Annotated in this window: 22 protein-coding genes and 1 pseudogene; 14 read left to right on the top strand and 9 right to left on the bottom strand. The window is 72.6% G+C overall.

Features of this window, described 5'->3' with window-relative positions; genetic code table 11:
- The first annotated feature begins 112 nt into the window (after positions 1-112).
- From nth to ABZ117_RS16930, 3 genes are all read left to right on the top strand, one after another.
- Positions 113-1,147 carry an endonuclease III gene (gene nth, locus ABZ117_RS16940; RefSeq protein WP_356821444.1) on the top strand — a complete coding sequence of 345 codons (1,035 nt, stop codon included), beginning with the start codon at positions 113-115 and terminating at the stop codon, positions 1,145-1,147.
- 55 nt (positions 1,148-1,202) lie between these two features.
- On the top strand, positions 1,203-1,895 hold the full coding sequence (locus ABZ117_RS16935; protein ID WP_356821442.1) for a CoA pyrophosphatase: 693 nt from the start codon (positions 1,203-1,205) through the stop codon (positions 1,893-1,895).
- A 114-nt stretch (positions 1,896-2,009) separates the two neighbouring features.
- A complete protein-coding gene (locus tag ABZ117_RS16930) occupies positions 2,010-3,209 on the top strand; it encodes a MarP family serine protease (protein WP_356821440.1) in 1,200 nt (399 codons plus the stop codon).
- Between the two features lie 15 nt (positions 3,210-3,224).
- On the opposite strand, the gene ABZ117_RS16925 is transcribed toward ABZ117_RS16930, so the two are convergent.
- From ABZ117_RS16925 to ABZ117_RS16900, 6 genes are all read right to left on the bottom strand, one after another.
- On the bottom strand, positions 3,225-3,404 hold the full coding sequence (locus ABZ117_RS16925; protein WP_356821438.1) for a hypothetical protein: 180 nt from the start codon (positions 3,402-3,404) through the stop codon (positions 3,225-3,227).
- Positions 3,405-3,564: 160 nt separating this feature from the next.
- The gene (locus ABZ117_RS16920; protein ID WP_356821436.1) at positions 3,565-4,488 is read right to left on the bottom strand and encodes an alpha/beta hydrolase; all 924 of its coding nucleotides are present in this window, start codon (positions 4,486-4,488) and stop codon (positions 3,565-3,567) included.
- Positions 4,485-4,973 (bottom strand): phage holin family protein, encoded by a 489-nt coding sequence (locus ABZ117_RS16915; protein WP_356821435.1) that lies wholly within the window; start codon positions 4,971-4,973, stop codon positions 4,485-4,487. The genes ABZ117_RS16920 and ABZ117_RS16915 overlap by 4 nt, the downstream gene beginning before the upstream one ends.
- 150 nt (positions 4,974-5,123) lie before the next feature.
- The gene (gene nhaA / locus ABZ117_RS16910) at positions 5,124-6,569 is read right to left on the bottom strand and encodes a Na+/H+ antiporter NhaA (RefSeq protein WP_356821433.1); all 1,446 of its coding nucleotides are present in this window, start codon (positions 6,567-6,569) and stop codon (positions 5,124-5,126) included.
- 192 nt (positions 6,570-6,761) lie between these two features.
- Entirely contained in the window at positions 6,762-8,717 is a 1,956-nt protein-coding gene (gene acs, locus ABZ117_RS16905; RefSeq protein WP_356821431.1) for an acetate--CoA ligase, read from the bottom strand.
- 92 nt (positions 8,718-8,809) lie between these two features.
- On the bottom strand, positions 8,810-11,164 hold the full coding sequence (locus ABZ117_RS16900) for a SulP family inorganic anion transporter (RefSeq protein WP_356821429.1): 2,355 nt from the start codon (positions 11,162-11,164) through the stop codon (positions 8,810-8,812).
- A 337-nt stretch (positions 11,165-11,501) separates the two neighbouring features.
- Here ABZ117_RS16900 and ABZ117_RS16895 point away from each other — a divergent pair, with 337 nt between their 5' ends.
- Complete coding sequence (locus ABZ117_RS16895; RefSeq protein ID WP_356821428.1) at positions 11,502-12,767, top strand: hypothetical protein; 1,266 nt, start codon at positions 11,502-11,504, stop codon at positions 12,765-12,767.
- Between the two features lie 3 nt (positions 12,768-12,770).
- On the opposite strand, the gene ABZ117_RS16890 is transcribed toward ABZ117_RS16895, so the two are convergent.
- Positions 12,771-13,751 carry an ATP-binding protein gene (locus tag ABZ117_RS16890; RefSeq protein ID WP_356821427.1) on the bottom strand — a complete coding sequence of 327 codons (981 nt, stop codon included), beginning with the start codon at positions 13,749-13,751 and terminating at the stop codon, positions 12,771-12,773.
- A 101-nt stretch (positions 13,752-13,852) separates the two neighbouring features.
- On the opposite strand from ABZ117_RS16890, the gene ABZ117_RS16885 reads away from it, so the two are divergent.
- Positions 13,853-14,677, top strand: coding sequence for an oxidoreductase (locus tag ABZ117_RS16885; RefSeq protein ID WP_356821426.1), 825 nt, complete (start codon positions 13,853-13,855; stop codon positions 14,675-14,677).
- 331 nt (positions 14,678-15,008) lie between these two features.
- Here ABZ117_RS16885 and ABZ117_RS16880 read toward each other — a convergent pair whose 3' ends face one another.
- Complete coding sequence (locus ABZ117_RS16880) at positions 15,009-15,839, bottom strand: HAD-IB family hydrolase (RefSeq protein WP_356821424.1); 831 nt, start codon at positions 15,837-15,839, stop codon at positions 15,009-15,011.
- Between the two features lie 590 nt (positions 15,840-16,429).
- On the opposite strand from ABZ117_RS16880, the gene ssd reads away from it, so the two are divergent.
- From ssd to ABZ117_RS16845, 7 genes and pseudogenes are all read left to right on the top strand, one after another.
- A complete protein-coding gene (gene ssd, locus ABZ117_RS16875; protein ID WP_356821422.1) occupies positions 16,430-17,536 on the top strand; it encodes a septum site-determining protein Ssd in 1,107 nt (368 codons plus the stop codon).
- Positions 17,533-18,741: a TadA family conjugal transfer-associated ATPase gene (locus ABZ117_RS16870; protein WP_356821420.1), complete on the top strand. Its 1,209-nt coding sequence runs from the start codon at positions 17,533-17,535 to the stop codon at positions 18,739-18,741. The genes ssd and ABZ117_RS16870 overlap by 4 nt, the downstream gene beginning before the upstream one ends.
- A 41-nt stretch (positions 18,742-18,782) precedes the next feature.
- Entirely contained in the window at positions 18,783-19,598 is an 816-nt protein-coding gene (locus ABZ117_RS16865) for a type II secretion system F family protein (protein WP_356821620.1), read from the top strand.
- A 158-nt stretch (positions 19,599-19,756) separates the two neighbouring features.
- The gene (locus tag ABZ117_RS16860) at positions 19,757-20,536 is read left to right on the top strand and encodes a type II secretion system F family protein (protein ID WP_356821418.1); all 780 of its coding nucleotides are present in this window, start codon (positions 19,757-19,759) and stop codon (positions 20,534-20,536) included.
- An 85-nt stretch (positions 20,537-20,621) separates the two neighbouring features.
- Positions 20,622-20,822: a DUF4244 domain-containing protein gene (locus ABZ117_RS16855; protein WP_121787640.1), complete on the top strand. Its 201-nt coding sequence runs from the start codon at positions 20,622-20,624 to the stop codon at positions 20,820-20,822.
- Positions 20,823-20,844: 22 nt separating this feature from the next.
- A complete protein-coding gene (locus ABZ117_RS16850) occupies positions 20,845-21,183 on the top strand; it encodes a TadE family type IV pilus minor pilin (RefSeq protein ID WP_356821415.1) in 339 nt (112 codons plus the stop codon).
- A 164-nt stretch (positions 21,184-21,347) separates the two neighbouring features.
- Positions 21,348-21,677 (top strand): annotated as a pseudogene (locus ABZ117_RS16845) (Rv3654c family TadE-like protein); the annotation flags it as partial.
- 789 nt (positions 21,678-22,466) lie between these two features.
- Here the strand turns inward: ABZ117_RS16845 and ABZ117_RS16840 are convergent.
- Entirely contained in the window at positions 22,467-24,959 is a 2,493-nt protein-coding gene (locus ABZ117_RS16840) for a DEAD/DEAH box helicase (protein WP_356821413.1), read from the bottom strand.
- Between the two features lie 81 nt (positions 24,960-25,040).
- Between ABZ117_RS16840 and bldG the strand changes: the two genes are divergently transcribed.
- Together bldG and ABZ117_RS16830 are read left to right on the top strand one after the other, a co-directional pair.
- Entirely contained in the window at positions 25,041-25,382 is a 342-nt protein-coding gene (gene bldG, locus ABZ117_RS16835) for an anti-sigma factor antagonist BldG (RefSeq protein WP_121787637.1), read from the top strand.
- Positions 25,383-25,827: 445 nt separating this feature from the next.
- On the top strand, positions 25,828-26,262 hold the full coding sequence (locus tag ABZ117_RS16830) for an ATP-binding protein (RefSeq protein WP_356821412.1): 435 nt from the start codon (positions 25,828-25,830) through the stop codon (positions 26,260-26,262).
- Positions 26,263-26,528 lie beyond the last annotated feature (266 nt).

Genomic DNA, 26,528 nt, shown 5'->3' with positions numbered 1-26,528 from the left:
AAGGATGCCGCACACGTGTCCCGGGGTAAGCGTCAGGGGTCCAATCGGGGGCCGGTGAGCCGGGTCCGGGACGGATCACGGTGCCGGGCTCTAGGCTGGCCGGGTATCCAAAATGCCGGTGAGAGCACAGGCCAAGGGGGCTGGGCGGGTGGTTGTACGTCGGGATTCCGCCGTGGGCGAACAGGTCCCCGAGGAAAGTAATAAAACAGGCAAATCGGCTAAAAAGGTTGTCGACGCCGCGAAGAAGGCAGCGACTGTCAAGAAGGTCGCCAAGAAGGCCGCCGAGAAGACGGCGAGCGCGAAGAAGCCCGCCGAGAGGCCCGCCGAGAAGGCGGCCGCGGAGAAGGTCGCGTCCGCCGGAGGGCCGGCCGGGGGCGAGTCCCGTACCGCCCTGGTCCGCCGTGCCCGCCGCATCAACCGCGAGCTGGCCGAGGTGTACCCGTACGCCCACCCCGAGCTGGACTTCGAGAGTCCCTTCCAGCTGCTCGTCGCCACCGTGCTGTCGGCCCAGACCACCGACCTGAGGGTCAACCAGACGACCCCGGCGCTCTTCGCCAAGTACCCCACCCCCGAGGACCTCGCCGCCGCCAACCCGGAGGAGGTCGAGGAGATCCTGCGCCCCTGCGGCTTCTTCCGGGCCAAGACCCGGTCGGTCATAGGGCTCTCCAAGGCCCTCGCCGAGGACTTCGGCGGCGAGGTGCCCGGCAGACTGGAGGACCTGGTCAAGCTGCCCGGCGTGGGCCGCAAGACGGCCTTCGTCGTCCTCGGCAACGCGTTCGGGCGGCCCGGGATCACCGTCGACACGCACTTCCAGCGGCTCGTCCGGCGCTGGCGGTGGACCGACGAGAGCGACCCCGACAAGATCGAGGCCGCCATCGGCGCGCTCTTCCCGAAGGCCGACTGGACCGACCTGTCCCACCACGTCATCTGGCACGGCCGCCGCATCTGCCACGCCCGCAAGCCGGCCTGCGGCGCCTGCCCCGTGGCCCCGCTCTGCCCGGCCTACGGTGAGGGCGAGACCGATCCCGAGAAGGCGAAGAAGCTCCTGAAGTACGAGAAGGGCGGCTTCCCCGGCCAGCGGCTCAAGCCGCCGCAGGCCTACCTGGACGCGGGCGGCAGGCCGGCGCCGCCACTGGGGGCCGCGTGACGGAACGATCCCGGGCCCCTCGGGCGTTGCAGAGGGCAGAGCGACGGGGGTGGCGATGACGAGTAGTGACACGCAGGGCGGTCCGGTGGCGCTCAGCGTGGAAGGGGTGCCGGACTGGCTGGAACCCGTGGCGCGCGCCGCCGAGACGGTCCAGCCGCTCCAGCTGAGCCGCTTCCTGCCGCCGGAGAACGGCTCGGGGCGGCAGTCGGCCGTCCTGATCCTGTTCGGCGAGGGCGAGCGCGGGCCCGAACTGCTGCTCATGGAGCGCGCGGGCTCGCTGCGTTCGCACGCCGGGCAGCCGTGCTTCCCGGGCGGCGCGCTGGACCCGCAGGACGGCGACCCGCACGGTGAGGGCCCCCTGCGGGCCGCGCTGCGCGAGGCCGAGGAGGAGACCGGGCTCGACCCGTCCGGTGTGCAGCTCTTCGGCGTGCTGCCCCGGCTGTACATCCCGGTCAGCGGCTTCGTCGTGACCCCGGTGCTCGGCTGGTGGCGCGAGCCCAGCCCGGTCGGTGTGGTCGACCCGAACGAGACCGCGCGGGTCTTCACGGTGCCCGTGGCGGATCTCACGGACCCCGTCAACCGCGCCACCGCCGTGCACCCCAGGGGCCACCGCGGCCCGGCATTCCTGGTCGAATCGGCCCTCGTCTGGGGCTTCACGGCCGGAGTGATCGACCGCCTGCTGCACTACGCGGGCTGGGAGCGTCCCTGGGACCGGGAGAAGCAGGTCCCGCTCGACTGGCGCGCATGACAGGGTGATCCCGTGCTGTGTCTTCCGGGGACGCCGGGTCCCTCAGCCACTGCGCGGCGCGCCGGACCCCGGCCGGGCCGCGGGGACCGGAGTGAGTAGGCGAGGCCTGAAGCGGTGAACGTGCTGGACATCCTGTTGCTGGTCGCGGCCGTGTGGTTCGCGGTGGTGGGCTACCGCCAGGGCTTCGTCGTCGGCATCCTGTCGGTGATCGGCTTCCTGGGCGGCGGCCTCGTCGCCGTGTACGCACTGCCCCTGATCTGGGACGCCGTGACCGAGAAGAGGGACGTCGGCACGACCGCGGCCGTCGTCGCCGTGGTCGTCGTCATCGTCTGCGCCTCCGTCGGCCAGGCGCTGACCACCCACCTCGGCAACAAGCTGCGCCGGCAGATCACCTGGTCGCCGGCGCGCGCCCTGGACGCCACCGGCGGCGCGCTGGTCAACGTCGTAGCCATGCTGCTGGTCGCCTGGCTGATCGGCTCCGCGCTCGCGGGGACGACCCTGCCGACGCTCGGCAAGGAGGTCCGCGGCTCCAAGGTGCTCCTCGGGGTCTCCCGGGCACTGCCGGCGCAGGCCGACACCTGGTTCGCGGACTTCTCCTCCGTGCTCGCGCAGAACGGCTTCCCGCAGGTCTTCAGCCCGTTCGCCAACGAGCCGATCAAGGACGTACACCCCCCGGACACGGCCCTCGCGCGCAGCCCGGTCGCCGGTGCGGCCCAGCGTTCCATCGTCAAGGTCACCGGCACGGCCCAGAGCTGCGGCAAGGTCCTGGAGGGCACCGGCTTCGTGTTCGCCGACCGCCGGGTGATGACCAACGCGCACGTCGTCGGGGGCGTGGACGCGCCGAGCGTGCAGATAGGCGGTGTGGGCCGCGCGTACGACGCGAAGGTCGTCCTGTACGACTGGAAACGCGACATCGCCGTCCTCGACGTCCCGGACCTGAGGGCGGCCGCGCTGAGGTTCTCCGCGCGGGACGCCTCCGGCGGTGACGGCGCGATCGTCGCGGGCTTCCCGGAGAACGGCGCCTACGACGTGCGCGCCGCGCGCGTACGCGGGCGCATCACGGCCAACGGCCCGGACATCTACCACCGCGGCACGGTCCGCCGCGACGTCTACTCGTTGTACGCGACCGTCCGCCAGGGCAACTCCGGCGGCCCGCTGCTGACGCCGGACGGCAAGGTGTACGGCGTCGTGTTCGCCAAGTCCCTCGACGACGCGGACACCGGCTATGCCCTCACCGCGGACGAGATCCGGGCCGACATCCGACAGGGGCGCACGGCGAACGAGCAGGTCGGTACGGACAGCTGCGCCCTGTAGGCGGGCGGCGGTCGCTCAGCCGCGCGGATGACGCAGCCGCACGGAGACCCAGCGGGCCCGACGGCGCAGGATGCGCGGAATGCCCACTCGGAGGTCCGCCTCCGCGACCTGCGCGGTGCCTCGCCGGGGCGTGCTCAGGCCGGTGGCCGAGCGGCGGGTGCGGGGTGCGTCACTGTAGTCCTGCGTCCAGCCCATACCCGGACGTGTGCCCCCGCCCCAAGGTCCATAACCGCCTGGGCGCCGCCCAATTGGCCTATGCGGCGGGCATGAGCCGTCCGGGGGACAAGTGTTCAGGAAACCGGATACTCCGTACGTCGTTTCTTCACCGCACGGTCACCGGCCGGACGCCGGCTCCTCAGCGGTCGGGCTCGGGGTCCTCCAGCCAGTTGACCAGCTCGGTCGAGAAGGCCGCCGGGTCCTCCTCGTGCGGGAAGTGGCCGAGACCGTCGAACAGCCGCCAGCGGTAGGGGGCTTCGACGTACTCACCGGAACCGGCCGCGCTGCGCGTCCGGGCCACCGGGTCCAGCGAACCGTGCAGATGCAGGGTCGGTACCCGCACCGGCCGCTTCATCCGGCGGTAGAACTGCACGCCGTCCGGGCGGGCCAGCGAACGCACCAGCCAGCGGTACGGCTCGATCGCGCAGTGCGCGGTGGACGGGATGCACATGGCCCGCTGGTAGGTCTCCACGGCCGCGTCCTCCGGCGGCCGCGGCCCGGACCAGTCCCGGATCAGCCGGCCCGTCAGGGCGCCACCGTCGGCGGCGAGTTGACGTTCGGGGATCCACGGCCGCTGGAACCCCCAGATGTAGGAGCCGGCGGCTGTCTGCCGGGCGTCCCGGAGCATCGCCGCGCGCCAGCGCCGCGGGTGCGGCATGGACACCACGGCGAGACGCCGGACGAGCTTGGGCCGCATGGCCGCCGCCGTCCACGCCAGGTATCCGCCGAGGTCGTGGCCGACCAGCGCGGCGTCCGGCTCACCGAGCGAGCGGATCACGCCGGTGACGTCGAGGGCCAGGTTGGCGGGGTCGTACCCGCGGGGCGTGCGGTCGCTGCCGCCGACGCCCCGCAGGTCCATCGCCACCGCCCGGTAGCCCGCGTCGGCGAGCGCGGTCAGCTGGTGCCGCCACGTCCACCAGAACTGCGGGAAGCCGTGCAGGAGCAGCACCAGGGGGCCGTCGCCGAGTTCGGCGATGTGGAAACGCGCACCGTTCGCGGCGACGTCCCTGTGCGTCCAGGGACCTTCGATCCGTACGGCCGAGGAAGGGGCGGGGTCCGTCATGACGACGAGCGTGCCACAGCCTCGATGGCCGCGGGTCCCCGGTCCTCGGGCAGTTCGGGGCGCGGGTGCGGCTTCGCGTTCTGGAGGACGCCGGCCGTCTCCTTCATCGAGGCGGCCGCCTTCTGCGGGCCCTGGCCCTTCTTCGCCTTCTTCGCGAACACCACGCCGATCAGGCCGAGGAGGCCGGCGACCAGCACGTTGGCCGCGAAGGACAGCACGAAGCAGATCGCCAGGTTCCAGTGGCTCCAGGTGCGGATGCCGTACGCCAGTGCGAAGTTGAGCATCGGCAGGGAGAACAGCAGTACCGCGCCCGCCACCGAGAAGGCGCCGCCGCTGACCGCGCCACGCTTCACGTCCTGTTTCAGCTGGGCCTTGGCCAGTGCGATCTCGTCGTGCACCAGCGCGGACATCTCGGTCGTCGCCGAGGCGAACAGCTGGCCGATGCTGCGTTCGGCGCCGACCGGGCTGCCGTCGGGTGCGCTCATCGCGTTCTCCCTTGAAGGTCTCTCGTGCCGCGAGCGGGCTGTGCCGGGTGGCCGCCGCGCTCGTACGGCCGGGTGCGGCCGTACGTGTCCCGGGTGGCCGGCCGGCCGCCGTGCTCGGTGGGCCGTCTTGTTTTGTACCGTCTCGTCAGATCATGCCGGACGGTCGCCCTCCTCGCCTGCCCCACCCGGTACTTCCGCAAGCCCGTGGCGCGCCTCGGCCGCCCGCTCGGCGGCCAGGCGGCGGTGCTCGGCGGCCTTGCGCTCGTGGATCTCGGCCATCCGCAGGTGGTACGCCGGGTCGTCCTGCTCGTAGACGTCCGGGATGCCGTCGAGGTCCTCGTCACGGTCCTCCTCCTCGCACAGCCTGCGGTAGCGGGCGTTGCGCATCTTCAGCAGCACCGTCGCCCACGCCGCCGCGATCAGCGATCCGGTGAGGACGGCCGCCTTCGCCTCGGCCGTCAGTGCCGCGTCACCGCCGAAGGCCAGCTCGCCGATGAGCAGCGAGACGGTGAAGCCGATCCCGGCGAGTGACGCCACCGCGAAGACGTCGGCCCACCGGAGGTCCTCGCCGAGCCGGGCCCGGGTGAAGCGGACGGTCAGCCAGGTGCCTGCGAAGATGCCGACCGTCTTGCCGACGACCAGGCCGAGTACGATCCCGAGCGTCTCCGGCCGGGTGAACACATCACGCAGGGCCCCGCCGGACACCGGCACGCCGGCGCTGAACAGCGCGAACAGCGGCACGGCGAGTCCCGCCGACAGCGGTCGCACCAGGTGCTCGATGTGCTGGCCCGGCGAGTGCCGCTCACCCTCGCGGGGGGTGCAGCGCAGCATCAGGCCCATCGCCACGCCGGCGACGGTGGCGTGCACGCCGCTGTTGTACATCAGCGCCCAGTTGACGAGCGCGAGCGGTACGTACACGTACCAGCCGCGTACCCCCGTGCGCAGCAGCAGCCAGAAGACCACGAGGCCGGCGGCGGCCCCGCCGAGCGCGGCGAAGTTCAGCCGGTCGGTGAAGAAGACCGCGATGATCAGGATCGCGCACAGGTCGTCGACGACCGCGAGGGTGAGCAGGAAGGCGCGCAGGGCGCTGGGCAGCGAGGTGCCGATCACCGCCAGCACGGCGAGCGCGAAGGCGATGTCGGTGGCGGTGGGCACCGCCCAGCCCTGGGCGGTGCCGCCACCGCTGAGGCTGGTCAGGGTGGAGACGAGCGCGGGTACGGCCATCCCGCACAGCGCGGCCACAACGGGCAGTACGGCCGCCCTGGGGTCGCGGAGGTCACCGGCGACCAGTTCCCGCTTGAGTTCGATGCCGGCGACGAAGAAGAACACCGCGAGCAGGCCGTCGGCGGCCCAGTGGGCGACGGAGAGGTGCAGGCCGAGGGCGCCGGGGCCGAAGTGGAAGTCGCTCACGGCGTCGTAGCTGTGGCGCAGGGCGGGGATGTTCGCCCAGGCCAGCGCCGCGACCGCGGCGAGGAGCAGCAGGACACCGCCGGTGGTCTCGGTGCGCAGCGCCTCGGCCACGAAGTTCCGCTCGGGCAGGGACAGGCGTCCGAGAGCCTTGCGGGGCGTGTTCGGGGGGCGGGGCGGCGCGGTCACGGCAGACCTCCGGGTCGGTACGGCGACGTACGGCCGCCGCGGGGATCGCCGACGGCCCTGCCGACCAGACTTCCCGGCACACCCGAGCCGCAATTTTACCCGACTGTGACTTCGGGGGCCCGTGGGACGGACGGGAAGGGGTGCCCGGTGATCCACCGGGCACCCCTTCCCGCCGCCATGAGGTCGTACGGGCTAGTCCTCGTTCGGCGCGGCCGGCAGCTTGGCCTGGATGAAGTCCATGACCGTGGAGTCCGTCAGCGTGGTGACGTCACCGAGCTGGCGGTTCTCGGCCACATCGCGCAGCAGTCGGCGCATGATCTTGCCCGAGCGGGTCTTCGGCAGCTCCGCCACGGGCAGGATCCGCTTCGGCTTGGCGATCGGGCCGAGCGTGGCGCCGACATGGTCGCGCAGCGCGCGGACGAGCGCCTCGTCCTCGGACGCCGTGCCACGCAGGATCACGAAGGCGACGATCGCCTGGCCGGTGGTCTCGTCCGCGGCACCGACGACGGCCGCCTCGGCGACCGACGGGTGCGAGACCAGCGCCGACTCCACCTCGGTGGTGGAGATGTTGTGGCCCGACACGAGCATGACGTCGTCCACCCGGCCGAGCAGCCAGATGTCCCCGTCGCCGTCCTTCTTCGCCCCGTCCCCGGCGAAGTACCTGCCCTCGAAGCGGGACCAGTAGGTGTCGAGGAACCGCTGGTCGTCACCCCAGATGGTGCGGAGCATCGCCGGCCACGGCTCGGTCAGCACCAGGTAGCCACCGCCGCCGTCGGGCACCTCGTTCGCCTCGTCGTCCACGACCGTGGCGCTGATGCCGGGCAGCGCGCGCTGCGCGGAACCGGGCTTGGCGGCGGTGACGCCCGGCAGCGGCGAGATCATCATCGCGCCGGTCTCGGTCTGCCACCAGGTGTCCACGACGGGCGTCCGGTCGCCGCCGATGTGCTTGCGGTACCAGATCCAGGCCTCCGGGTTGATGGGCTCGCCGACCGAGCCCAGGACACGCAGGGAGGACAGGTCGAACTTGGCGGGGATGTCGTCGCCCCACTTCATGAACGTCCGGATCGCGGTCGGCGCCGTGTAGAGGATCGTGACCTTGTACTTCTGCACGATCTCCCAGAACCGCCCCTGGTGCGGGGTGTCCGGCGTGCCCTCGTACATCACCTGCGTCGCGCCGTTGGCCAGCGGGCCGTAGACGATGTACGAGTGCCCGGTGACCCAGCCGACGTCGGCCGTGCACCAGTACACGTCCGTCTCCGGCTTGAGGTCGAACACGGCCCAGTGGGTGTAGGCCGCCTGGGTGAGATAGCCCCCGGAGGTGTGCAGGATGCCCTTCGGCTTCCCCGTCGTACCGGAGGTGTAGAGGATGAACAGCGGGTGCTCCGCCTCGAACGCCTCCGGGGTGTGCTGGTCGGACTGCCGTCCGACCAGGTCGTGCCACCACACGTCCCGCTCGCCGTTCCAGGCCACGTCCTGCCCGGTACGGCGGACCACGAGCACGTGCTCGACGTTCCCCGCCTTCTGGACCGCCTCGTCCACGGCCGGCTTGAGCGCGGACGGCTTGCCGCGCCGGTAGCCGCCGTCACAGGTGATGACGACCTTGGCGTCCGCGTCCTGGATCCGGGTGGCGAGCGCGTCCGCCGAGAAGCCGCCGAAGACGACCGAGTGGGCGGCGCCGATCCGGGCCGAGGCCAGCATCGCGATCGCGGTCTCGGGGATCATCGGCATGTAGACGGCGACCCGGTCGCCCTTGCGGACGCCCAGCTCCAGCAGGGCGTTGGCGGCCCTGGAGACCTCGTCCTTCAGCTCGGCGTAGGTGATCGCGCGGCTGTCGCCGGGCTCACCCTCGAAGTGGATCGCGACACGGTCCCCGTGCCCGGCCTCCACATGCCGGTCCACGCAGTTGTACGCGACGTTCAGTTCGCCGTCCTTGAACCACTTGGCGAACGGCGGGTTCGACCAGTCCAGCGTCTCGGTCGGTTCCTTGGCCCAGGTCAGGCGGCGGGCCTGCTCGGCCCAGAAGCCGAGCCTGTCAGCCTTGGCCTGTTCGTACGCCTCCGCGGTGACGTTGGCTTGCGCTGCCAGGTCGGCGGGCGGCGCGAACCTGCGTTCTTCCTTGAGCAGGTTGGCCAGGCTCTCGTTGCTCACGACATCTCCCTTTCCAAGGGTGTCCGTTGTGTCCCAGGCCACAGCTCATCAGACGTGGGGGGCCGATGACAAGGGTCGACGGCAATATTGGTTTAGACCTGTCCGACGGTTGGCGCCCACATCGGCCCGCGCACCGCCTCACCTCCCTCGGCTCCACCCGCGACCTCCTCGAAGACCGCCGCCCCCTCCGACTCCGTGAGCAGGTACGCCTGTGCCTCGCCCACGTGGAAGTACATCCCGTGCAGTTCCAGCGTGCCCCTGGCCAGTGCCCGGGCGACCGGCTCGTGCGCCCGCAGGTGCGCCAGCTGCTGGACCACGTTGGCCAGGCACAGCCGCTCCACCGCGTCCGTGGGGACGCGCCCCGCCGGCCCCGGCAGCCCGCGCCGGTCCCCGGCCGTCCGCGCGAGACTCGGCAGCCCGTGCCGCAGCCAGCGGTGCAGCGGACCGAGCCCCTGGCCGGCGCCGGCGGACAGCAGTGCCTGCATCGCCCCGCACCCGGAGTGCCCGCACACCGTGATGGAGCGCACCCCGAGCACGTCCACCGCGTACTCGATGGCGGCGGAAACCGAGTCGTCGCCGTGCCCCTCACCGGGCGGCGGCACCAGATTGCCGACGTTGCGGACCACGAACAGGTCACCGGGACCACTGGCGGTGATCATGGACGTGACGAGCCGTGAGTCGGCACAGGCCAGGAAGAGCTGGGAGGGCCGCTGGCCCTCCCGGGCGAGCCGCGCCAGCTCCTCCCGCACCAGCGGCGCGGTGTTCCGCTGGAACGCGCCGATGCCACGGGCCAGTTCCCCGCCGCCCCGGCCGGCCCCCGGTCCCGCCGGGGCGGCGGGGGATCCGGCGAAGCAGGACCGGTGGTTGCGCCAGGGCGTCCACGGGTGACACCGGCACTCGGCTGCCGGGGCCCTCCCGACGGTCCGGCTCGCGCCGCCCCGTCCTGTCAGCTCGGCCGTACCACCGCGGGCGGTGTGCGTACCGCGCCAGTCCTGGAGCGACTCGTACGCCGCGTGGTCCATGAACGAACCGTCCAACTCCACGACGGCGTGAGCGCCCTGGGGCACGAGGTGCAGGGCTCTGCTGAGCCGCGGCACCGCGAGGAACGTCAACTGGCCCCGGACTCGTACGTGATGGACTCCTTCCTTCTCCTCGTGGGTGATGCGGGTGCGGGCGAGGCGGTGCAGGGCGACGGCGACCGCCACGGCGACCCCGAGGAACACGCCCTCCAGGACGCCGAGGCCCACCACGCCGAGTGTGGTCGCGGCGTAGACCGGCACTTCGCGGTGGCGGGTCACCGTGCGGATGTGGTGCGGGGACACCATCTGGATGCCGACGGCCATCACCAGGGCGGCGAGGGAGGCGAGCGGGATCTCCTCCAGGACCGGGACCATCAGCAGCGCGGCGACTACTACGAGAACGCCGTGCAGCATCGTGGAGTTCCGGCTGACGGCACCCGCTCGCACATTCGCGGTGCTGCGCACCGCCACCCCCGCGACGGGCAGTCCGCCGAGCGCCCCGGAGATCAGGTTGGCCGCCCCCTGGCCCAGCAGCTCCCGGTCCAGGTCGGAGCGGCCGGGCCGGGTGTGGGGGCCGGGGCGGGCGGCGACCAGCTTGTCCACGGCCACCGCGCCGAGCAGCGACTGCACGCTGCACACGAGGGTGGTGGTGAGCACGGCGGCGACGACGCCGGACACCGGTCCTTCGGGCAGCCCGGCCAGGGCGTGGCTGTGCCAGGACGGCAGGTCGACCCGGGGCAGGGACAGGCCGGCGAGGGCGGCGGTCGCGCCGGCACCGGAGACGGCGACGAGGGCGGCCGGCACCGTACGCAGCAGACGGCCGACCCGGCCGGGCAGGCGCGGCCAGCCCAGCAGCAGGGCCAGGGTGAGCAGGCTCATCGCCACGGCGGCCGGATGCAGACCGGCCAACTGGGCGGGCAGCGCACGCAGGTTGGCGAGCACGGAACTGTCCGGGGTGCCGCCGAGCACGATGTGCAGCTGGGCGACGGCGATGGTGATGCCGATGCCGGCGAGCATCCCGTGCACCACGGCCGGGCTGACCGCGAGCGCGCCGCGCGCCACCCGCAGGCAGCCGAGGCCGACTTGGGCGAGTCCGGCGAGGACGGTGATCCCGCAGGTCGCCCGCCAGCCGTAGCGGTGGATCAGGTCGGCGGTGACCACGGTGAGTCCGGCGGCGGGGCCGCTCACCTGTAGCGGGCAGCCGCCGAGCCGTCCGGCGACGACTCCGCCGACCGCGGCGGCGACGAGACCGGCCTGGAGCGGGGCTCCGGTGGCCAGGGCGATGCCGAGGGAGAGGGGCAGGGCGATCAGGAAGACCGCGACGGCCGCGGAAAGGTCGGCGCCCTCGACGGGGGAGCGGCGGCGCTTCGGCGCGGCATCGTGCGGTGGGTCGGGGTGCTGGATGTTCGGGGGTGCGCAGGTCGGCATGGTCCCGTCTCCTCCGGGGCGGCGCGGTCGCGGACTGGATGGGACCCCGCGGCGATGGGCGGGGCTCGGTCGCGGCCGTGGGTCACGGCGTGCAGCGGCGGGATGAATCTATGTCGGTAAAAGAATCGTAATGCCACGTAAAGGCAAGGCATAACTTTCTGAGGCAAATGGCGTAGTGCATCGCGCGTCAGGGTGAAGTGAGCATTTCATCGGCTTGTCGTATTAATTCCTTCTCGGCCTCGTGGGACCTTGGCGCCGCTGCCGGTGCAAGCCCGGCACATCAGCACAAAAACCCTCGTCAGCGTTGGCCTGAGAGAAGGAAGAAGGTGGGCGGAACATGGCCGCCACCCAGAGGATCGCCGTCGGCGCCGTGGCCGCCGCGGCCTGTGCGGCGTCGCTCGCCGGTTGTGCGACCGGCTCCGAAGGCACGAAGGAAGGGGCGTCCGGCCCGCAGAAGGGAGCGCCCGCGCCCAAGAGCGTGCTGCGACTGATCGGCGACGGATCCACCGCGTACACCGGTGCCCAGCCGTATCTGCCCAGCCCTGAACGGCTGAAACCCGGTCAGAAGCCGCCGCAGTTCGTCGTGTTCTCCTGGGACGGCGCGGGCGAGGACAGCCAGAAGCTCTTCTCGCACTTCCGCAAGGTCGCCAAGGAGAACCACGCGACCATGACGTACTTCCTCAGCGGCGTGTACATGCTGCCGGAGGAGAAGCGCGACCTGTACAAGCCGCCGCAGCACGCGCCCGGCCGCTCCGACATCGGATTCAACGACGAGCAGGGCATCACCGACACCCTCAGACAGGTACGCCTGGCCTGGCTGGAGGGCAACGAGATCGGGACCCACTTCAACGGCCACTTCTGCGGCCCCGACGGCGGTGTCGGCACCTGGTCGGTGAAGGAGTGGAAGAGCGAGATCGCCCAGGCGAAGGACTTCGTGAAGTCCTGGAGGTCCAACACCGGCATGAAGCGGGCGGCCCCGCTGCCCTTCGACTACGACAAGGAGCTGATCGGCGCCCGCACTCCCTGCCTGGAAGGGCAGAAGAACTTCATGAAGGCCGCCCGCCAGCTGGGCTTCCGCTACGACTCCAGCGGGGTCGACAACCAGGTCTGGCCCAGGAAGAAGCAGGGCCTGTGGGATCTGTCGATGCAGCTCGTGCCCTTCCCGGGCCACACCTATGAGCAGCTGACCATGGACTACAACTTCATGGTCAACCAGTCCGGCACCCAGACCCAGGGCGACCCCGACAAGTTCGACTACTGGGGCGACCAGATGCGCGACGGCCTCCTCAAGGGCTTCTACCGGGCCTACGACGGCAACCGCGCTCCCCTGATCATCGGCAACCACTTCGAGTCCTGGAACGGCGGCACCTACATGCGCGCCGTCGAGGACGTGGTGAAGGAGGTCTGCAACAAGCCCGACGTGCGCTGCGTCTCCTTCCACCAGCTGGCCGACTGGCTGGACGCCCAGGACCCCCAGACCCTCACGCGCCTGCGCACCCTGAAGGTGGGGGAGGCCCCCCGGCAGGGCTGGGCGTCCCTGATGTCCGGCCGTCCCGCCCCGGCGCCCAAGGGCGTGCCCGGGGCGCCGGCGGACAGGCCGTAGGGGTCAGGCGGGCGTCACCACCCCTTCGCCGAGCACGAACCCGGGGTCGACCTGCGCCGCCAGGTCGGCCCCGGTGCGCTCGTTGCCCCACGACTCGGCGTTCTTCAGGTGGAAGTGCACCATCTGCCGGGTGTAGCGCTCCCAGTCGCGAAGCTCGTACGTGGCGTCCGCGGTGGCCCGCAGGGTGTGCAGGGCGCGGGCGTTGGCCTCCTCCAGGAGGTCGAAGCGGGGCGGGCGGCCCTTCTCCATGGCGCGCACCCAGTCGGAGCGTCCGACCGTCACGAGCAGGTCGTCACCGACCTCCGCGCGCAGGAAGTCGAGGTCGTCCTGTTCCTGGATCTTGTTGCCGACGACCTTCAGGGCCACGCCGAAGTCGCGGGCGTACTCCTTGTACTGGCGGTAGACGGAGACCCCCTTCCGGGTCGGCTCGGCGACGAGGAACGTCATGTCGAAGCGGGTGAACATGCCGGAGGCGAAGGAGTCGGAGCCGGCCGTCATGTCGACCACCACGTACTCGTCGGGGCCGTCGACGAGGTGGTTCAGATACAGCTCCACCGCTCCCGTCTTGGAGTGGTAGCAGGCGACCCCCAGATCGGCGTCCGTGAACGGGCCCGTGACCATCAAACGGACGGCACCGCCGTCGAGTTCCACCGGACGCGCGCAGGCGTCGTAGATCGGGTTCGGGTCCGCGACCCGCACCAGCCGAGAACCCTCGCCGGGCGGCGTCGTCTTGATCATCGTCGCGGCGGAGGCGATGCGCGGGTTGGTGCCGCGCAGGTGGTCCTTGATCAGCGACAGCCGCTCGCCCATGGCGGGCAGCGCTGCCGCCTCCTGCTCGTCGAGGCCGAGCGCCGGCCCGAGGTGCTGGTTGATGTCCGCGTCGATGGCGACCACCGGAGCGCCGGCGGCCACGAGGTGGCGGACGAAGAGGGAGGAGAGAGTGGTCTTGCCGCTCCCGCCCTTCCCGACGAAAGCAATTTTCATGTTCACGAAGCGTAGTCGCGTCCTAGCGGTGTGTGTCACGCGGACGTGAAGAAGACCACTCCTTCGTGGGGTCGGCCGGTGGGGTGCGTAGTGTCGTACTCATGAGTACGACAGGCGCGACCGCCGATCCGCTCGCGGCCCTGGGTGCACTGCCCGGCGTGGCCGAGTCCGTGGAGTCCGTGCGCAAAGCCGTGGACCGGGTCTACGGGCACCGGGTCATGCGGCGCCGCAGCAACGCGATCACCTCCGAGGCGGCCCTGCGTGGCTCGCGCGGCTCGGCGGCGCTGTCCGGCGCCGACTGGGCCCTGGAGGAGGTGCGGCGGCGTACCGACTTCAGTGCCGACGCCGAGGCTCGTGTCGTGGGAGCGGCCCTGCGGCTCACCGCCGAGGCGGGACAGCTGCTGTCCGTCTGGCGCCAGTCGCCGCTGCGGGTGCTGGCCCGGCTGCATCTGGTGGCCGCGGCGAGCGGTGGCGACGAGGTCGGCCGGCCGCGCCAGGCGGGCGAGCCGGTGGACGAGCCGCTGGTCGGACTGCCGCTGCCGGACGCCGCCGAGGTGTCGGGCCGGCTGGAGGGGCTGGCGGACCTGATCATCGCCGGCAGTTCCGCGCCCGCCCTGGTGACGGCCGCCGTGGTGCACGGCGAACTGCTCGCGCTGCGTCCCTTCGTGTCCCACAACGGCCTGGTCGCGCGCGCGGCCGAGCGGATCGTGCTGATCGGCAGCGGCCTGGACCCGAAGGCGGTCTGTCCGGCCGAGGTCGGCCACGCCGAAGCGGGCCGGGCCTCCTACCTGGCCGCCCTGGACGGGTACGTCTCCGGCACCCCCGAGGGCATGGCGGCCTGGATCGCCCACTGCGGCCGGGCGGTCGAGCTGGGGGTCCGCGAGTCGACGGCGGTGTGCGAGGCGCTGCAACGCGGCGCGGCCTGACACCCGCCGGACAAGGGTTGCGGCGGTACGAATTCTCGTACCGCCGCTGGCATGCTCACCGGGTTACCAAGCGTCCTCGAATGATGCCCATCAGGCCGGGGACTTTGCCCTCACCTGGTGCGGCTGGCCCGTAATCGACGGGTCGACGTCGCGTGGGTGCGCGGTGTTCATGCGAGGTCCGTGGGGCCGCGTGCGTAGTGGTAGGGGATCCTCTCGGATGTCCTCTGGTCTCGCGGGCCTTGACTCCTTTGTACTGCAAGCCGGGACAGAGTGGAACCTCTGCCCGCACTTATTTATTTTCTGCATCAAATAGGGGTGAAACGGGCGTCGGTCAGGTGGTGCCGCGGCGCCGGCTGGCGTACCAGACGAGGCCCGCGGTCGCCCCTGCCGCCGCCACGGCCGCCGCCGCGACCAGTGCCGGGCGCGGTGGGACGGACAGCGCCGGCAGCCGCTTCTTGAGCGGGACCGGGCGGCGGAACTCCAGGACCGGCCAGCTGTGCGCGAGTGCCTCACGGCGCAGTGCGCGGTCCGGGTTCACCGCGTGCGGGTGGCCGACCGTGCGGAGCATCGGCAGGTCGGTCGCCGAGTCGCTGTAGGCGTAGCAGCGGTCGAGGTCGTAGCCCTCGGACGCGGCCAGCTCCTTGATGGCCGCGGCCTTGGTGGGGCCGTACGCGTAGTACTCCACCTCCCCGGTGAAGCAGCCGTCCTCGCCGACGACCATACGGGTCGCGACCACGCGGTCGGCGCCCAGCAGTTCACCGATCGGCTCGACCACCTCGGCACCCGAGGTGGACACGATCACCACGTCACGGCCGGCCGTGTGGTGCTCCTCGATGAGGGAGGCGGCCTCGTCGTAGATGATCGGGTCGATCAGCTCGTGCAGGGTCTCGGCGACGATCTCGCGTACCTGCTGGACGTTCCAGCCGCGGCACAGTGCGGACAGATACTCGCGCATCCGCTCCATCTGGTCGTGGTCCAGGCCACCGGCCAGGAAGACGAACTGGGCATATGCGGTGCGCAACGCGGCCCGGCGGTTGATCAGCCCGCCTTGGTAGAAGGACTTGCTGAAGGTGAGCGTGCTCGACTTCGCAATGACCGTCTTGTCCAGGTCGAAGAAGGCTGCTGCGCGGGGCAAGGAGTGGTTTTCCACGCCCCTGAGCATAGGCGCCCACCATTCGGCGTAAGGTGGGGCGCGTGGGTTTGCCTGAGAGGCCTCTCGGGTACACCATGGAAGTCACGGATCGTTCGCGACCGTGCTAACCCGGTCCGGCTCCTCCCCCCCCGAGTCGGCCGTGGGGACGACCCCCGCTCTCCCCCCCGGCGGGGGTCGTCGCATGTCCGGACGCATTTTGCCTGTCCCTCCCTTTCCTTCCGCGGTCGTACGGCCGGCGTCGCGCCGCCATGTCCGCGGTCTGCCTGCGCCCATGATTGCTCACGCCTGGTAATCGTCGCGGTGCGCTGTGGAAACCGCACGCGGATCAGCACAGTGGTCACCGGTATGGGTGACGGAGATATTCACAGGGTCCGCGTTGTCCACAGTTTTGGACCAAGATCCCCATCATTTCGCAGATCGCTGCACCGTGATTGCAGCGCGCTCGGGCCGCGGCGAGTTCCTGGCCGGTTCCGATTGCCCGAGCGCGCCCGGCCGGTTCCTATCGGCCGTTCATATGGAGGCCGCTCGCCGGTTCTCCACACGTTCGGGAATCGCGTGGCCACGGGGCCGCGCGGCCCGCGCAGCGAAGGGGGAACACCGTGACCGGAACCGTCACCCACGACCCGCCGCCCGGCACCGGAGAGCGGCCCGGACGACCGCTCATCGTCACCGAGGACGCCGCCCTGCTGGACGACCTGCTGCGCCTGTGCGCGGCGGCAGGCGCCACACCCGAGGTCCACCACGGCGTACCGGATTCCGGTGATCACTGGGAATCCGCGCCGCTGGTGCTGGTCGGTGACGACGCCGCCCGCCGGGTGCGCGGGGCCGTGCGCCGGCCCGGGGTGGTGCTCGTCGGCCGGGACCAGGACGACTCGGGGGTATGGAAACGAGCCGTCCAGATCGGCGCCGACCACGTGTTGATGCTCCCCGACGGCGAGCAGTGGCTGGTCGACCGCATCGCCGACGTCGCCGAGGGCATCGGCCGCCCCGCCCTCACCGTCGGGGTGATCGGCGGCCGGGGCGGCGCCGGGGCCTCCACCCTCGCCTGCGCGCTCGCCGTCACCTCAGCCCGCGAGGGGCTGCGCACCCTGCTCGTGGACGCCGATCCGCTCGGCGGCGGCCTCGACGTGCTCCTCGGCGGCGAGAGCGCGGAAGGGCTGCGCTGGCCCGCCTTCGCCGCCTCCCGGGGACGCGTCGGCGGCGGCGCCCTGGAGGAGTCGCTGCCCGAACTGCACTCCCTGCGGGTGCTCAGCTGGGACCGCGGTGACTGCGTCGCCGTGCCGCCCCAGGCGGTGCGCGCGGTGCTGGCCGCCGCCCGGCGGCGCGGCGGCACCGTCGTGGTCGACCTGCCCCGTCGCCTGGACGACGGGGTCGCCGAAGCCCTGGCCCAGCTCGATGCCGCACTGCTCGTCGTCCCCGCCGAACTGCGCGCGGTCGCCGCCGCCGGCCGGGTCGCCTCCGCCGTCGGGATGGTCGTACGGGACCTGCGGGTGGCCGTCCGCGGGCCGTACGCACCCGGTCTGGACGACCAGGAGGTGGCCCGGCTGCTCGGCCTGCCGCTGGCCGGCGAGGTGCCCGTCGAACCTGCGCTGCTGCGGCCGCAGGGCGGCGCGAAACCCCCCGGCGCCACCGGACGCGGCCCGCTCGCCCGGTTCTGTGTGAACTTCTGGGAGCGCGCCCTGGTCGAGGCGGGAGGCGCCCGATGACCCTCCCCGGGCTCGAACGGGCCGACGGCACGGCCCTCCTCGACGGCGTCCGCCGCCGGCTCGCCGAGAGCGGCGCCGAACCCACCCCCGCGCGCGTGGCCCAGGCCCTGCGCGAACAGGGCCGCGTGCTCGGCGACGCGGAAGTCCTCGGCGCGGCCGAGCAGCTGAGATCCGAACTCGTCGGCACCGGCCCCCTGGAGCCGCTGCTCGCCGACCCGGACGTCACCGACGTTCTGGTCTCCGCCCCGGACCGGGTGTGGGTGGACCGCGGCGGCGGCCTGGAACTGACCCCGGTGGCCTTCCCCGACGCGGCAGCGGTACGACGCCTCGCGCAGCGGCTGGCAGCCGTGGCCGGACGCCGGCTGGACGACGCCCGGCCCTGGGCGGACGCCCGGCTGCCCGACGGGACCCGGCTGCACGCGGTGCTGCCCCCGGTCGCCGTCGGCTGCACCTGCCTGGCCCTGCGGGTGGTACGGCCGCGGGCCTTCACCGTCGAGGAACTCGTCGCGGCCGGCACGGTGCCGCCCGGCGGCGACCGGATCCTCAGGGCGCTGCTCGCGGCCCGGCTCTCCTTCCTCGTCAGCGGTGGCACCGGGAGCGGCAAGACGACCCTGCTCAGTGCCCTGCTCGGCCTGGTCGGACCGGGTGAGCGGATCGTGCTCGCCGAGGACTCGGCCGAACTGAGACCGGACCACCCGCACGTCGTCCGGCTGGAGACGCGGCCCGCCAATCAGGAGGGCGCCGGCCTCGTCACCCTGGAGGACCTCGTGCGGCAGGCGCTGCGGATGCGACCGGACCGGCTGGTCGTCGGTGAGGTGCGCGGACCCGAGGTCGTGCACCTGCTCGCGGCTCTCAACACGGGACATGACGGCGGCTGTGGCACGGTCCACGCCAATACCGCGACGGACGTACCGGCCCGGCTGGAGGCGCTGGCCACGGCCGCCGGCCTGGACCGGGCCGCACTGCACAGCCAGTTGGCGGCGGCCCTCTCCGTGGTGGTGCACCTCGCACGGGACCGGTCCGGACGGCGCCGGATCGCTGAGGTCCACGTGCTGGAGCGGGACAGCACCGGGCTGGTGCGGACGGTGCCCGCCCTGCGGTGGGGCGAGCGGGCCTTCGTGCGGGAGCGGGGCTGGGAGCGGTTGCGGCAACTGCTCGACGCGGCGGACCAGTCCGGGGACGAGCTAGAGAGGCGACCGAGGTGACCGGTGGGACGACGACGGGGGCGTTGCTCTGTCTCGGCGCGATGGCCTGGCTGTTCCGTGGACGGCATCACGGGAAGCGGCGGGCACGACTGCTGTTCGCCGGTGGCGGGGTGGTGGCGACCGGGCCGCCCGCCTGGGAGCAGGCCCTCGCGGAGCTGCGGCGGACGCACGCGCGGTGGGGGCCGGAGTGGTGGGCGCTCCTTGCCGGGCTGGTGATCGGCCTGCTGGGTGCCTCGGTCCTTCCGGCCGTCGCGGGGGCGGCCGGGGTGCCGGTGCTGCGCCGGCTGCGGCTGGCCCGGCAGACCCGGCGGGCCCGGGAGCGGCGGGCGGATGCGGTGATCGCCCTGTGCGGGGCGCTCGCCGGGGAGGTACGGGCGGGGCGGCAGCCGGGCGAGGCGCTGCTGCGGGCCGCGCGGGAATTCCACGGACTCGGTGACGCGCAGGCGGCCCTGGTCGCGGCGGCCCGGTTCGGCGGGGACGTACCCGGCGCCCTCACCGCGGCGGCCCGGCAGCCGGGCGCCGAGGGCCTGCTCGGACTCGCGGCGTGCTGGCGGGTGGCCGTCGACCAGGGTGCCGGACTCGCCGGTGGCCTGGACCGGCTGGACGGTGCCCTGCGGGCCGAACGCGACCAGCGTGCCGACCTGCGCGCCCAGTTGGCGGGTGCCCGAGCCACCGCGGTGTTGCTCGCCGCCCTGCCCGCCCTCGGCCTGCTGCTCGGCGCGGCCATGGGTGCGGACCCGCTCCGGGTCCTGCTGCACAGCGGCGCCGGCCTCGGCTGTCTGGCGGTGGGGGCGGTGTTCGAGGCGGCCGGGATGTGGTGGGCGACGCGGATCGTGCGGGGCGCTGAGGCGGTGTGAGGGGGCTGGGCGGGTGGTGGAGGCCGGGTGGGCCGGTGGGTGGCCGTGGCCCGCGGCCGCGGTAAGGGGTTGTCGATGGGCGGGGTGGCGGGCGGGGTGGTGTTCGAGGTGGTTGTGATGCGGGGCGCGGTGCGAATGACGGGGAGAGGGCGGACGGTATGAGCGGAGAAGTCGTCCACAGGCTGGGGATGGCTGTGGCCGGGGTGCTGGCGCTCGGCTGGGGGGTCCGGAGACTTGAGCTGGCGCGGCGGCGGCGCCTGGCGCGACGCCGGGTGGTCGAGTTGCTGGGCTTCGAAGAGCCTGTTGCCGGCACATCGTCCGCGATCCCGGGGGCCGTACGCCGATGGCTGCCGCCGGCCGGTGCGGCGTGCGGGGTGTGGGTGCTGGTCGGCGGAGTCACCGGGGTCCTGCTGGGGCTCTGCCTGGGCGTGGTCCTGTGGCGGTGGCGGGACCGCCAGGCGGCCACCGGGCGGGACGAGGTGGTCGACACCGCCGGGGCCGCACGCCGGCTTCCGCTCGCCGCCGACCTGCTGGCCGCCTGTATCGCGGCCGGCGCCGGTCCGGTGATCGCCGCCCAGGCGGTCGGTGAGGCCCTCGGCGGCCCCGTCGGGCAAGCACTGGCGCGGGGCGCGGCGGAGGTCCGGCTCGGCGGTGAACCGGCGGCTGCCTGGCGCGGCCTGGCCGTGCTGCCCGGCGCCGGCGCCCTGGCGCGGCTCCTGGAACGGGCCGACGAGACGGGGCTCCCCGCGGCCGGCCCCGTCGCCCGCCTCGCCTCGGACGCGCGAGCGGACTGGGCCCGCGCCGCGACGGCCCGGGCACGCCGGGCCGCCGTACTGATCTCCGCGCCGGTCGGCCTGTGTTTCCTGCCCGCCTTCATCGCCATCGGCGTACTGCCCGTCGTGATCGGGCTGGCGGGAGGGGTGATGAGAGGGGGGTGAGGCGCACGGGAGCGGACCAGCAGACACATGTCAGGTAAGTGCCGGGAACGGCGACAGAAAGACCGGAACCTTCACGGGGGTCGAGATGAACAGGAAGATCAGGAAAGCGGCGGTCCGGGTGCGCAGGGCGTGCCGGCAGGACACCGGAATGGTGACGTCCGAGTACGCGATGGGCATCATCGCGGCCGTCGGGTTCGCGTTGCTGCTTTACGAGGTCGTCACCAGCGGCCAGGTCCGGGCGGAGCTACAGGGCATCGTGAAGAAGGCCCTCAGTGCGCGGATGTGAGCGAGGCGGGGACCGGGGGTTCGTGACCGCGGAGGCGGCCGTGGTGCTGTCCGTGCTGGTGGCGTTCACGATGGCGCTGGTCTGGGGGCTGCTCGTCGTGGCGGCCCAGATCCAGTGCGTGGACGCCGCCCGCACGGGCGCCCGGGCCGCCGCCCGGCAGGATCCGGCCGACGGGGTGGTGACGGTGACCCGGGAGGCGGCGCCGAGGGGAGCACGGGTGACCGTGGCACGCGAGGGCGAACGGGTCCGCGTGACGGTGGTGGCCGAGCCACCCGGGTTGAACGGGCTGCCGTTCGAGGTACGGGAGGAGGCCGTGGCACTCGTCGAGGACACGGCGGGAGCGGGGGAGGCGGGGCCATGAGACGCCGGGGCGGGCAGGGGTGCGCCGACGGCCGACGGCGGGCCGTCATGGGGTGGGCGGCGGCGCCCGGGCCGCGGGACGTGGAACGGAGGGAGGAGCAGGATCGGAGACACCTTGAGAAGCCGTGGGGCGGTGGACGGGGAAAGCCTGACCGGTGCCGGGAGTCCGACCGGGGTTCCGCCACCGTCTGGAGTCTGGGGGCGATCGCCGTGCTGTTGGCGGTGTTCGGCGGGGTGCTCGCTCTCGGGCATGCCGTCGTCGTCCGGCACCGGGCGGCCGGCGGCGCGGACCTGGCGGCGCTCGCGGCGGCGGACCACTGGGCCGAGGGTGGCGCGGCGGCCTGCGCCCGGGCCGAACGGGTGACGGCGGCGCAGGGGGTACGGCTGGTGCGGTGCGTGATCCTGGGTGAGACGTCGGACGTGTCGGTGGCCTCCGGAAGCGGGCCGTTCACAGCGGAGGTCAGAGCGAGGGCCGGACCGGCGGGACCGGCGGGACCGGTGGAGCCGGCGGCCCCGGAGTCACCCGACGTGCCGGACGAGCCCCAGGGCGAGTCGCCCACCGACGCGAACGGACACCGGGCCAAGCCGTCTGTGGTGCCGGTGCCGGTGCCGGTGCCGGTGCCGGTGCCCGTGCCGGTGGCCGTCCCGGGCGGGGCCGAGGCCAACCTGTCCGCTGTGCTGGGTGGGGCCGAGGTCAAGCCGTCTGCTGTGCCGGGCGGGTGGGCGTAGGGCCGAGTCGTCTTCGGTGCCGGTGCCGGTGCCGGTGCCGGTGGCGGTGCCGGGTGGGCTTGTGGCCAAGCCGTCTGGTGCGCCAGGCGGGCCCCAGGCCGAGCTGTCTGCCGAGCCGTTTTCGGTGCCGTCTGCCGGGCCGGTGCGGCGGGTTTCAGCCTCTGTCGCCTGCCGGCCGGGGCGAGCGTCAGGCGTCGTCATCCGCCTGACGCTCGCCCCGGCCGGGCCCCAGGTCTCGGCGCCGGGCCGTGCGGAGTGGTCCGGCCGCTGAGCCACTGGTGCCCGCCGCCCGGCGGCCCCGGGCGGCGGGGGCACCACCTCGCCCGTCGGCTCGCCGCCCAGCCGGCCCAGGTCCCCCTGTTGGCCCAAGCGGTCCGCGTGACCCCGCCGACCTGTCGTCCGGCCGGCCCACGATTCCCTGGTGGCTCGACCGGTCCGCGTGTTCCTGTCGGCCTTGCACCAGCCGCGCGGGGACCCCCGTCGGCTCGACCGGTCCGCCTGAGCCATCGGCCCTGCACCCAGCCGGACCGGAATCCCGGAATCCCATCTGTTGGCTCAACCGGCCTCTTCGCCCGGTCGGGTGGTCTGTGCCGGCTTTTCCTCCGGCGCTCCCCGCAGGAGGACCGTGAGCAGGCGTACCGCGCCCCTCTTGTGCAGGGGGTCGTTGCCGTTGCCGCACTTGGGGGACTGGATGCAGGACGGGCAGCCGGCCTCGCACTCGCAGGAGGCGATGGCCTCCCGGGTGGCGGCGAGCCAGGCGCGTGCGGTGTGGAAGGCGCGCTCGGCGAAGCCCGCGCCGCCGGGGTGGCCGTCGTAGACGAAGACCGTCGGGAGGAGTGTGTCGGGGTGCAGGGGGACCGAGACGCCGCCGATGTCCCAGCGGTCACAGGTGGCGAAGAGGGGCAGCATGCCGATCGAGGCGTGTTCGGCGGCGTGCAGGGAGCCGCCGAGGATCTCCGGGATGATCCGGGCCTCGTCGAGCTGGTCCTCGGTGACCGTCCACCACACCGCGCGGGTGCGCAGCGTACGAGGAGGGAGGTCGAGTTTGGTCTCGCCGAGCACTTCACCGGTGATGAGGCGTCTGCGGAGGTAGGAGACGACCTGGTTGGTGACCTCGACGGAGCCGTAGCACAGGCGGCCGGTGCCCCACGGGACCTCGGTGTCCGTCTCCAGGATGGAGATCGACGTGGTGTCGCGGGCGACCGTCGAGTACGGCGGGTCGGCCTGCTCGACGAGGGCGACGGAGTCCTCCAGGTCGAGGGAGCGGACCAGGTAGGTGCGGCCCTGGTGCAGGTGGACGGCGCCCTCGTGGACCGTGGAGTGCGCGGCGCTCGCGTCGACCGTGCCCAGCAGGCGGCCCGTACCGGCCTCGACGACCTGTACCGGACGGCCGCCGGTGCCGCGGATGTCCGTCAGGTCGGCGGCCCGCTCCCGGCGGGTCCAGTGCCAGGCGCTGGTACGCCGGCGGAGCAGCTTCGCGGCCTCCAGTTGCCGGAGCACGTCCGCGCAGGCGGGGCCGAAGAGCTCCAGGTCGTCCTCGGTCACCGGCAGTTCCGCGGCGGCGGCGCACAGGTGCGGGGCGAGGACGTAGGGGTTGTCGGGGTCGAGGACGGTGGATTCCACCGGTTGGCGGAACAGGGCCTCGGGGTGGTGGACGAGGAACGTGTCCAGCGGGTCGTCGCGGGCGACGAGGATCGCGAGCGCGCCCTGACCGGAGCGGCCCGCTCGGCCCGCCTGCTGCCACAGGGACGCACGTGTCCCCGGGTAGCCGGCGATCACGACCGCGTCCAGGCCGGAGACGTCCACACCCAGCTCCAGGGCCGTCGTGGCGGCGAGGCCGAGGAGTTCGCCGGAGTGCAGGGCGCGCTCCAGGGCACGGCGCTCCTCGGGCAGGTAACCACCGCGGTAGGCCGCGACACGCCGGACCAGGGAGCGGTCGACCTCGGCCAGTTTCTCCTGGGCGATCACCGAGATCAGCTCGGCGCCGCGCCGGGACCGTACGAAGGCCACCGAGCGCACGCCCTGCACCGTCAGGTCGGTCAGCAGGTCGGCGGTCTCCGCGATGGCGGTACGCCGTACGGGTGCGCCCTTCTCGCCGTGCAGCTCGGTGAGGGGCGGCTCCCAGAGGGCGAAGACCAGCTCGCCCCGCGGAGAGGCGTCGTCGGCGACCTCCACCACCGGCAGGCCGGTCAGCCGGCACGCGGCGACGGCGGGCTCGGCGGAGGTCGCCGAGGCCAGCAGGAACACGGGGGAGGAGCCGTAGCGGGCGCACAGGCGGCGCAGGCGCCGCAGCACCTGGGCGACGTGGGAGCCGAAGACGCCCCGGTAGGTGTGGCACTCGTCGATGACGACGTACCTGAGCGACTTCAGGAAGGAGGACCAGCGCGGGTGGGACGGGAGTATGCCGCGGTGCAGCATGTCCGGGTTGGTGAGGACGTAGTTGCCGTACTGGCGGATCCACTCCCGTTCCTCGAACGGTGTGTCGCCGTCGTACACGGCCGGGCGTACCGCCGTGCCGAGAGGTTGTGAAAGTTCCTTCACCGCCCGGCACTGGTCGGCCGCGAGGGCCTTGGTGGGGGCCAGGTACAGCGCGGTGGCGCCCCGGCCGTTCGGGGCTTCGGCGCCGTCCAGGAGGGTGGAAAGGACCGGGACGAGGTAGGCGAGGGACTTGCCGGAGGCGGTGCCGGTGGCGACGACCACCGACTCACCGTCCAGGGCGTGCTCGGCGGCCAGTGCCTGGTGCGCCCAGGGGTGCTCGATGCCGCACGCCTGGACGGCCGCGATCACCTCGGACCGAATCCGGTCAGGCCAGACGGCATGGCGGCCCGCACGCGGGGGCAAGTGCTCCGTATGAGTGATGCGCGCAGACCGGCTCGGCCCGGAGGCGAGCCGGTCCAGGACCGTGCCCGGAGACAGGCGGGAAGCCGGAGTCGCCGGGGACTGATCGGATCGGTGATTCTTGGCCATCGGCACCGAGTGTGTCACTGGAGTGACGGACAATGGAGCCAAGGCGTCGTGCACGCCTGCCGGTAAGTGATTGAATGCCATCGCGGCTGGCGATACGCCCCGGGGGCCGCAAGCCGAGATGCCCGAGGGGCGAGCGCTCGATAGCAAGGTGCTGGAGGATCCGTGGACCTGTCCCTGTCGACCCGTACCGTCGGCGATCGTACGGTCGTCGAGGTCGGTGGCGAAATCGACGTATATACCGCGCCCAAGCTGCGCGAGCAGTTGGTCGAGCTGGTGAACGACGGGAATTTCCACCTCGTCGTCGACATGGAGGGCGTGGACTTCCTCGACTCCACCGGGCTCGGCGTGCTGGTCGGCGGCCTGAAGCGGGTAAGGGCCCATGAGGGCTCGCTGCGCCTGGTCTGCAACCAGGAGCGCATTCTGAAGATCTTCCGCATCACCGGCCTCACCAAGGTGTTCCCGATTCACACCTCGGTCGATGAAGCGGTGTCGGCCACCGACTGAAGTCGGGCCGGCCGTCGGCGCCGGGCCCCTGCCGGGGTCTGCCGCCGGCCGGTCCCGTCCGAGCCGTGACCTGTCCGCGGCCGGCCGGTGAGCGGTCCGGTTCTCCGGGCCGTGATCCGTCCCGGTCGCCGGTCCCGTCCCGCCCCGGATCGCGGGTTGCGACCCGTCCCGGCCGGCGGGCTGTGACCCGTCCCGGTCGCGGGCTGTGACCCGTCCGGGTCAGCGTCGTGGTTCCGTTTTCCGGCCCATGGCCGTGGCCCGCCGGCCCGGGGGCATGACCGTCGGCTCCGGGCCGTGCCGCGTCCTGTGACACGTCCGGCTCCGGTTCGTGAGCCGTCCGGTTCCGGGCCGGTGAAACGGTCCGGCGCACAGAAGTACACCAGGGGGGTGCGGGCCCCGGGCGGCCCCGCCCCCGACCGCACGCCCGTAGTCGTGAGGGGGATGTATGGCCACCGTCGAACTCCGCTTCAGCGCGCTGCCCGAGCACGTCCGGACCGCCCGGCTGGTGGCGGCAGCGGTGGCGCGCAGGGCCGGAGTGGACGAGGCCGTCCTGGACGAGGTCCGGCTCGCCGTGGGCGAGGCGTGCTCCCGCGCCGTCGGGCTGCATCAGAACAGCGGCGTCACGGCACCGGTGACGGTGGCGCTGATCGAGGACGAGAAACAGTTCTCCATCGAGGTCGGTGACGAAGCCCCGCACGCCGTGCCGGGCGGCGACACGCCCGGCGACACGCCGGACGGTGACGCGGATGTCGAGGAGGACGAGATGGGCCTCGCGGTCATCAGCGGCCTCGTCGACGACGTGGAGGTCTCCACCGGGCACAACGGCGGCCTGATCCGGATGACCTGGCCGACCGCGCCGCCGGCCACCGTGCTCCTCTGAGCCGTCCGCACTCCTCGCAAGGGCCCTGCTGAGCAGGGCCCTTGTCGTTTTTCCGGCACCGCCCGGAATGCGTGAAGGAATTCACGATCAATGGCCGGATTATTTGATCAAGTGCTCATCGGGCTGTCAATGCGTTCGGGCCATTACCTCTTTCGGGCCATCACGACATGCCATCGGTCATCGGCTCGATCATTGTTGAGGGTGCAAGAGGCCGATTCCGTTTACCGTCCCCTGTCTAGTTCACTCGGGGGTACCTACAATCCGTC

The organism is Streptomyces sp. NPDC006309 (genome assembly GCF_040613095.1).
Classification (GTDB): domain Bacteria; phylum Actinomycetota; class Actinomycetes; order Streptomycetales; family Streptomycetaceae; genus Streptomyces.
The sequence above is the reverse complement of the archived record's forward strand: the minus strand, read 5'-3'. Positions and strand labels throughout refer to the sequence as shown.